At 62.3% G+C, this 6741-nt stretch carries 9 protein-coding genes; 6 read left to right on the forward strand and 3 right to left on the reverse strand.

What is annotated here, in order from left to right; all coding sequences use genetic code 11:
- Nucleotides 1-13: 13 nt before the first annotated feature.
- Nucleotides 14-409 (reverse strand): phosphoribosyl-AMP cyclohydrolase, encoded by a 396-nt coding sequence (gene hisI / locus HPO_RS16165; RefSeq protein ID WP_035601052.1) that lies wholly within the window; start codon nt 407-409, stop codon nt 14-16.
- 121 nt (nt 410-530) lie between these two features.
- Between hisI and HPO_RS16170 the strand changes: the two genes are divergently transcribed.
- The 3 genes from HPO_RS16170 (at nt 531) to HPO_RS21115 (ending at nt 2483) form a co-directional block, all read left to right on the forward strand.
- Nucleotides 531-1364, forward strand: coding sequence for an enoyl-CoA hydratase (locus tag HPO_RS16170; RefSeq protein ID WP_035601055.1), 834 nt, complete (start codon nt 531-533; stop codon nt 1362-1364).
- Nucleotides 1365-1373: 9 nt separating this feature from the next.
- Nucleotides 1374-2270, forward strand: coding sequence for a hydroxymethylglutaryl-CoA lyase (locus HPO_RS16175; RefSeq protein WP_035601058.1), 897 nt, complete (start codon nt 1374-1376; stop codon nt 2268-2270).
- 78 nt (nt 2271-2348) lie between these two features.
- Entirely contained in the window at nt 2349-2483 is a 135-nt protein-coding gene (locus tag HPO_RS21115; protein WP_277813441.1) for a hypothetical protein, read from the forward strand.
- 65 nt (nt 2484-2548) lie between these two features.
- On the opposite strand, the gene HPO_RS16180 is transcribed toward HPO_RS21115, so the two are convergent.
- Entirely contained in the window at nt 2549-3022 is a 474-nt protein-coding gene (locus HPO_RS16180; protein ID WP_035601060.1) for a DUF2721 domain-containing protein, read from the reverse strand.
- Nucleotides 3023-3054: 32 nt separating this feature from the next.
- Complete coding sequence (locus tag HPO_RS16185; protein ID WP_035601064.1) at nt 3055-3423, reverse strand: hypothetical protein; 369 nt, start codon at nt 3421-3423, stop codon at nt 3055-3057.
- A 294-nt stretch (nt 3424-3717) separates the two neighbouring features.
- On the opposite strand from HPO_RS16185, the gene rpsO reads away from it, so the two are divergent.
- The 3 genes from rpsO to HPO_RS16200 all read left to right on the forward strand — a co-directional run.
- Nucleotides 3718-3987: a 30S ribosomal protein S15 gene (gene rpsO / locus HPO_RS16190; protein WP_035601109.1), complete on the forward strand. Its 270-nt coding sequence runs from the start codon at nt 3718-3720 to the stop codon at nt 3985-3987.
- Between the two features lie 72 nt (nt 3988-4059).
- The gene (pnp, locus tag HPO_RS16195) at nt 4060-6201 is read left to right on the forward strand and encodes a polyribonucleotide nucleotidyltransferase (protein WP_035601066.1); all 2142 of its coding nucleotides are present in this window, start codon (nt 4060-4062) and stop codon (nt 6199-6201) included.
- Nucleotides 6202-6296: 95 nt separating this feature from the next.
- A partial coding sequence (locus HPO_RS16200; protein ID WP_035601114.1) for a uridine kinase occupies nt 6297-6741 on the forward strand: 445 nt, incomplete at its 3' end.

Genomic DNA, 6741 nt, shown 5'->3' on the forward strand with positions numbered 1-6741 from the left:
GTTTTCGGGAACCCTAGTCTGCCTCACCGGGGAAGGATAGCGCCCCCCCGTCTACACGCCGGTAGAAGCAGCTCTCCCGGTGGGTGTGGCAGGCCCCGCCCGTCTGACGCACTTTCAGCAGCACGGCATCCTGGTCGCAATCGACGCGGATTTCGGTGACTTCCTGGATATGGCCGGAGGTTTCGCCCTTGATCCAGATTTCGCCCCGCGACCGCGACCAGTAGGTGGCCCGGCCGGTCTCGATGGTTTTCTGCAGCGCCTCGGCATTCATCCAGGCGAGCATCAGCACCTCTCCTGTAACCGCATCCTGCGCAATCGCGGCAATGAGGCCGCTCTCGTCGAAGCGCGGGCGCAGCTCGGCGGTTTCGTCCTGCGCGCTGCCGGAGAGGGGGGGAGGGAAGGTGGACATAACGGCAGCGGTCGCCCATGGCCGCGCGCAAGTCAAGCCGCAGGGGAAGGGGGTTTTGCGTCTGCCCAATCCTGGGATACGGGTCTAGACTGATACAAAGACCATAGGGGAGAGACGAGCGATGAGCGCCTATCAGGAGATAATGACCGGCCTTTCAGACGGCGTGCTGACGATCACGCTGAACCGTCCGGAGCGGCTGAACGCGTGGACCGGCACGATGCAGGTGGAGGTGGAGACCGCAATCCGGAAGGGCGGGGCGGACGAGGCCGTGCGTGTGATCATCTTGACGGGCGCCGGGCGCGGCTTCTGCGCCGGGGCTGACATGAACGGGCTCCAGTCGATCCAGGCGAGCGCCGGGGCGGACTATAACGAGACCCGGCCAGCTGCCCCCAAACCTCAGGCGCCGTCAGAGCTGGAGAAGATGTTTCCCGGCCGCTTCGGCCATATGTTTGCCTGTCCCAAGCCGATCATCGCGGCCATCAACGGCCCCTGCGCCGGGATTGGCCTGATCCTCACCCTGTTTGCTGACATGCGCTATGCAGCGGCCGAGGCGAAGTTCACCACCGCCTTTGCCCAGCGCGGCCTGATTGCCGAGCATGGCATTGCCTGGCAGCTGCCGCGCCTTGTGGGAGAGGCCAACGCGCTCGACCTTCTGTTCACGGCGCGCAAGTTTGACGGGGCGGAGGCCGAACGGATGGGCCTCGTAAACAAGGCGATGCCGGGGGATGAGCTGATGGAATATGTCCACGATCTTGCCCTGCATCTGGCGACGCAGGTATCGCCGCGCTCTGTGGCGATCATGAAGCGGCAGGTGCGCGAGAGCTATTTCCAGTCTTACGCCGCTTCGCTGGAAGTGGCAGACGGCGAGATGGAAGCGAGCTTTGCGACGCATGATTTCAAGGAAGGGGTGGCGAGCTTTGTGGAGCGCCGGGCCCCGGCATTTACAGGCAGATAGGAACGCGTAATGACCCGCCGTATCGACATTGTGGAAGTAGGCCCGCGCGACGGGTTGCAGAATGATCCGGCCAATCTGAGCGTCGCGCAGAAGCTGGAATTCATTGCGCGGCTGGAGGCGGCGGGCGTCCGGCGGATGGAATCGGGCAGCTTCGTCAGCCCCAAGGCCGTGCCAAAGATGGCCGACTCCCCGGCCGTTTTCGCCGGGGTCGACCGGACACGGCCGACGCGCCACATCGCCCTCGCGCTGAATGAGACAGGCATGCGCCGCGCGATCGAGGCGAAGGCCGACGAGATCAATTTCGTGCTGGTGGCCAGCGAGGCTTTCGGACGCCGCAACCAGGGCATGAGCCCGCAGGAGAGCGCCGACATGCTGGCAAAGTGCGCCCCGCTGGCGCATGAGGCGGGCATCCCGCTGACGGCAACCATTTCGGTGGCCTTTGGCGATCCGTATACGGGCGATGTGGATATCGCCGTCGTCGGCAGCTTGGCTGCGCAGGCCCAAAGGGCGGGCGTCGCCGAACTCGCCCTGGGCGACACGATCGGGGCGGCAACGCCCTGGGATGTGCGCCGCGCAATTGACCGGGTACGGATCGAGGCGCCCGATGTGTTCCTGCGGATGCATTTCCACGATACGCGCGGGGCGGGCCTTGCGAACGTGTTTGCCGCTGTGGAGGCGGGCATTGACGTGATCGATGCCAGCTGCGGCGGCATCGGCGGCTGCCCCTTTGCGCCGGCGGCGACAGGCAATGTGGCCACCGAAGACGTCGTCTGGATGCTGGAGCGGGCGGGATTTGAGACGGGGCTGGATCTGGCCCGCCTGATCGAGACGGCAAAATGGCTGGAAACCGTGCTGGGCCACCCTGTGGCCAGCGCGCTCAGCCGGGCAGGGGTTTTCCCAGCCTAGGTAGTTTTACGTGGGTTTTCCGCTGGCCAGGCTTTTCGTATCTTCCCGTCAGAAGCTGAATGCGGGAGGAGGCCTCACATGCAGATCGGTAATCTGACGATTGATCCCCTGGCGGTGGGCGCGCTGGCGGGCTTTGGCGCTCTGGTGCTGGTGATGGTTGGCATCACGGTCTGGATCCTGCGCCAGATGGGCAAGGCCGCCGGCGAGAAATAGGGCGCGCCTCTTTCCGGCGCCGCTGAACGGCCTTGCCGGGATGGCATGGTTGGATAGGGCGGGGTTTATCGCGGCTTTCCGGGCTTTCCTGCTTCCAGAACCGCGCGGGTGACGCGGAGGGTGCGGCTGGCGATGCGGACTTCCATCAGGAAGGAGACGAGCGCCACCGACAGGAATACCATTGAAGCCACGAAGAGAACCGAAACAGCCTGGGCGACCGGGATCGGCACCAGCTGGCCGGTGAAGAGCAGGATAATCACCACACAGATCAGCAGCGCTGCCAGCGTGGAGAGGGAAATGGCGCGGTGGATGCGCTCCATTCGCTTGTCCAGTACGGAGAGCTCAGAATGGTAGAGGCTGCGGGTGAGCGGTTCTGTCTCCGGCAGGGCGGCCTCGAGCGCGCGCCAGCGGTCGACCACCCTGGCAAGCCGGTTTGCCATGACATTCAGCAGCGCGCCGATACCCGCCAGTGTGAACACCGGGGCAATGGCGAGCTGGATGATGTGGGCGACTTCTTCGGGGAGGGGCGTGGGGGTCATCAGCAGGCTCGTTTCGGGTGGCGGCGCCGGGCTCAGCAGTTGCCGTTTGCGTCCGGGTCCCAGGTGCGGGCATCCACCTGGAAATTAGCCGGGGCGTGGACATAGCCGATATCCCGGCTTTCCCCTGGGGCCAGATAATGGACGTTGCCCATGTCGTATCCGTTGGAATGGCTGACGCTGGCGAGCCCTGTGCGGACACAGAAAGGATAGTCGCTGTAATTGGTGGCGCGGAACTGCCAGTACTGGGCGCCGTCCCAAGGGTTCTCCATAAGGTCGCTATAGACGTGAATGCCGTCTTCGTTGAGCAGGTCGTCCCGCTCGATCACATAGCTTTCGCTCAAGGTTTCGCAGGCGGAGACCACAAAAAGGGCTGCCAGCGCCGCACACGACCAGATTTTCATAGGAACCCTCCCGATTCGATGCAGCGACGCTAATGCGCCGTATGGCTGGCATCCAGCGGAATTTGCCCGCAGACGGGCCCCGGCAGGGCAAATGCTTGCACAATCGCCACTTTCAATTCCCCGTCAAATAGGTCATAAGCCCGTTTTTGGGGCGGAGGCCTGCCTGCTGACCCTGCTGGACGACATCCCGGCCGTGGCCAACTTGACAAGGGCCGTTCCCAAAAAAACCCGCCAATTCAGGCGTTTATTCAAACCCGCATCCCTTTGGGATGCTTGAACCAGAAGGCTATGCCGATGTCGATTACTGCTGAAAAGAAGCAGGAGCTGATCAAGAAGTTCGCCACCAAAGAAGGCGATACGGGCTCCCCGGAAGTGCAGGTCGCGATCCTCACCGAGCGGATCAACAATCTGACCGATCACTTCAAGACCAACAAGAAAGACAACCATTCCCGCCGCGGCCTCCTGACCATGGTTGCCACGCGCCGGAAGCTCCTCGACTACGTCAAGGGCAAGAATGAGGATCGTTACACGAAACTCATCACGGAGCTCGGCATCCGCCGCTAGGCTCCGAAAAACAAGCCCGCCGGGCATTGGGGCCGCGGCGGGCTTTTCGTATGTGAAAGAAAGACAAGACGAATGTTCAACAAGCAATCCGTGTCGCTGGAATGGGCTGGCCGCACACTGACAATCGAGACGGGCCAGGTGGCACGTCAGGCCGATGGCGCCGTGATGGTGCAATACGGCGACACCATTGTCCTCGCGACCGCCGTGTTCGCGAAGGAAGCAAAACCGGGTCAGGATTTCTTCCCGCTGACCGTGAATTACCAGGAAAAATACTTCGCCTCCGGCCGGATCCCCGGCGGATACTTCAAGCGCGAAGGCCGCCCCACCGAAAAAGAAACACTGACCTCGCGCCTGATCGACCGTCCGATCCGCCCGCTGTTCGTCGATGGGTTCAAGCATGAAGTTCAGGTGGTCGTCACGACCCTGTCCTATGACCTCGAAAACGATGCCGATATCGTCGGCATGATCGGCGCTTCTGCTGCGCTCGTGCTCTCCGGCGCGCCCTTCATGGGCCCGATCGGTGCTGCGCGCGTCGGCTACAAGGATGGCCAGTACATCATCAACCCGACCGTGGCAGAAGTTGAAGAGTCCGAGCTTGATCTCGTCCTCGCCGGCACCGCCGACGCCGTGATGATGGTGGAATCGGAAGCCTACGAACTTTCCGAAGAAGTGATGCTGGGCGCGGTTGTGGCCGGCCATGAAGCCATGCAGCCGGTGATCGATGCGATCATCGCGCTGGCCGAGAAAGCCGCCAAAGAGCCCTTCGCCTATGAGCCGCCGGATCATTCGGCTGCCCTGAAAGCCGTGCTCGACACGGTCGGCGCTGACCTCTCGAAAGCCTACAAGATCACCGCAAAGGGCGAGCGTTATGCGGCCATCGGCGCGGCCAAGGACAAGGCGAAAGCCGCCCTGGTCGGCACCGAGGAAGCCCCCGGCGTGATGACCGGCGAAGTGTTCAAGACCGTGTTCAAGGAAGCCGAAGCCTCTGTGGTTCGCGGCGATATCCTGAAAACCGGCGAGCGCATCGACGGCCGTAAGCTCGATCAGATCCGCCCGATCGTTGCCGAAGCCGGCTTCCTGCCGCGTACGCACGGTTCCTCGCTGTTCACGCGCGGCGAAACGCAGGCGATCTGCGTTGCCACGCTCGGAACCTCCGACGACGAACAATATGTCGACGGCCTGGACGGGACGAAAAAAGAAAAGTTCATGCTGCACTACAACTTCCCGCCCTATTCGGTCGGGGAGACGGGCCGGATGGGCGGCGCAGGCCGCCGCGAGATCGGCCATGGCAAGCTCGCCTGGCGCGCGCTGCAGGCCGTCCTGCCCAAACATGAAGAATTTCCGTACACGATCCGTCTCGTCTCCGAGATCACCGAGTCCAACGGCTCGTCCTCGATGGCAACTGTCTGCGGCTGCTCGCTGGCGATGATGGACGCCGGCGTGCCGGTGACCCGTCCGGTCTCGGGCATCGCCATGGGCCTGATCCTGGAAGGCAGCGAGTTTGCAGTCCTCTCCGACATCCTCGGCGACGAAGATCACCTCGGCGACATGGACTTCAAGGTGGCTGGCACCGAGAAGGGCATCACCTCGCTGCAGATGGACATCAAGGTGGCCGGTATCACCAAGGACATCATGGGCAAGGCCCTTGAGCAGGCCAAAGGTGGCCGTATGCACATCCTCGGCGAAATGTCGAAAGCGCTGACCGCTTCGCGCGGCAAGCTTTCCGAGAACGCACCGCAGATGGAGATCATGAAGGTTCCTACCGACAAGATCCGTGATGTGATCGGTTCGGGCGGCAAGGTTATCCGCGGTATCGTGGATGAAACCGGCGCCAAGGTGAACATCGATGATGATGGCACGGTCCAGATCTCGGCGCTTGATCGCAAGTCGATCGAAGCGGCGATCAAGATGATCAAGGGCATCGTTGCTGAGCCGGAAGTCGGCGAGATCTACGAAGGCAAAGTCGTCTCGATGAAAGACTTCGGCATTTTCGTGAACTTCTTCGGTCCCAAGGACGGCCTCGTCCACGTCTCGCAGATGGCCAACAAACGCATTGGCCACCCCAAAGACATGGTCAAGGAAGGCGACAAGGTGTGGGTGAAGCTGATGGGCTTCGATGAGCGCGGCAAGGTCCGCCTCTCCATGAAAGTCGTCGATCAGGAGACCGGCAAGGAACTCGCTGAAGATGCGGGCTCCGAGGGCGAAGAAGAGTAATCTTCTCACCTCTCTGCAGACTGAATGAGGGCCGCTCCTTGATGGGCGGCCCTTTTTCATGGAAACACCGGTCGGAAGAAGAGGGCGGCCTTGCGATGACCAAAAAGAAGAATTTCCTGATTGCGATGTCGGGCGGGTCAGGCTCGGGCAAGTCGACGCTGGCGGTGGCACTGCTGGAACGGCTGGGGCCGGGCCAGGCCGTGATGTTCGGGGAAGACGCCTATTACCATCCGATGAGCCATTATGGTGAGCCGCAAACGGCGGCCGAGCGTGAGGCGCTGGTGGCGGGCATCAACTATGATGACCCCAAATCCAAGGAAGTCGATCACCTCGTCTCCGACCTTCGCGCGCTCAAGGCGGGGGAGGGCGTCGATCAGCCGATCTATGATTATGACCGGCATGACCGCTCGAAAAGTACCCGCCGGATTGAGCCGGCGCCTGTGCTGATCCTGGAGGGCATCCATGCCCTGTCGATGCCGAAGATCCGCAATCTCATCGACCTGTCGGTCTATGTTGATACGCCGGACGACCTGCGGCTTG

The organism is Hyphomonas polymorpha PS728 (genome assembly GCF_000685315.1).
GTDB lineage: Bacteria > Pseudomonadota > Alphaproteobacteria > Caulobacterales > Hyphomonadaceae > Hyphomonas > Hyphomonas polymorpha.

What these genes read in the sequence shown, in the direction of transcription:
- hisI (WP_035601052.1), bottom strand. Translation starts at nt 409, where the DNA reads ATGTCCACCTTCCCTCCCCCCCTCTCCGGCAGCGCGCAGGACGAAACC.
- HPO_RS16170 (WP_035601055.1), top strand. Translation starts at nt 531, where the DNA reads ATGAGCGCCTATCAGGAGATAATGACCGGCCTTTCAGACGGCGTGCTG.
- HPO_RS16175 (WP_035601058.1), top strand. Translation starts at nt 1,374, where the DNA reads ATGACCCGCCGTATCGACATTGTGGAAGTAGGCCCGCGCGACGGGTTG.
- HPO_RS21115 (WP_277813441.1), top strand. Translation starts at nt 2,349, where the DNA reads ATGCAGATCGGTAATCTGACGATTGATCCCCTGGCGGTGGGCGCGCTG.
- HPO_RS16180 (WP_035601060.1), bottom strand. Translation starts at nt 3,022, where the DNA reads ATGACCCCCACGCCCCTCCCCGAAGAAGTCGCCCACATCATCCAGCTC.
- HPO_RS16185 (WP_035601064.1), bottom strand. Translation starts at nt 3,423, where the DNA reads ATGAAAATCTGGTCGTGTGCGGCGCTGGCAGCCCTTTTTGTGGTCTCC.
- rpsO (WP_035601109.1), top strand. Translation starts at nt 3,718, where the DNA reads ATGTCGATTACTGCTGAAAAGAAGCAGGAGCTGATCAAGAAGTTCGCC.
- pnp (WP_035601066.1), top strand. Translation starts at nt 4,060, where the DNA reads ATGTTCAACAAGCAATCCGTGTCGCTGGAATGGGCTGGCCGCACACTG.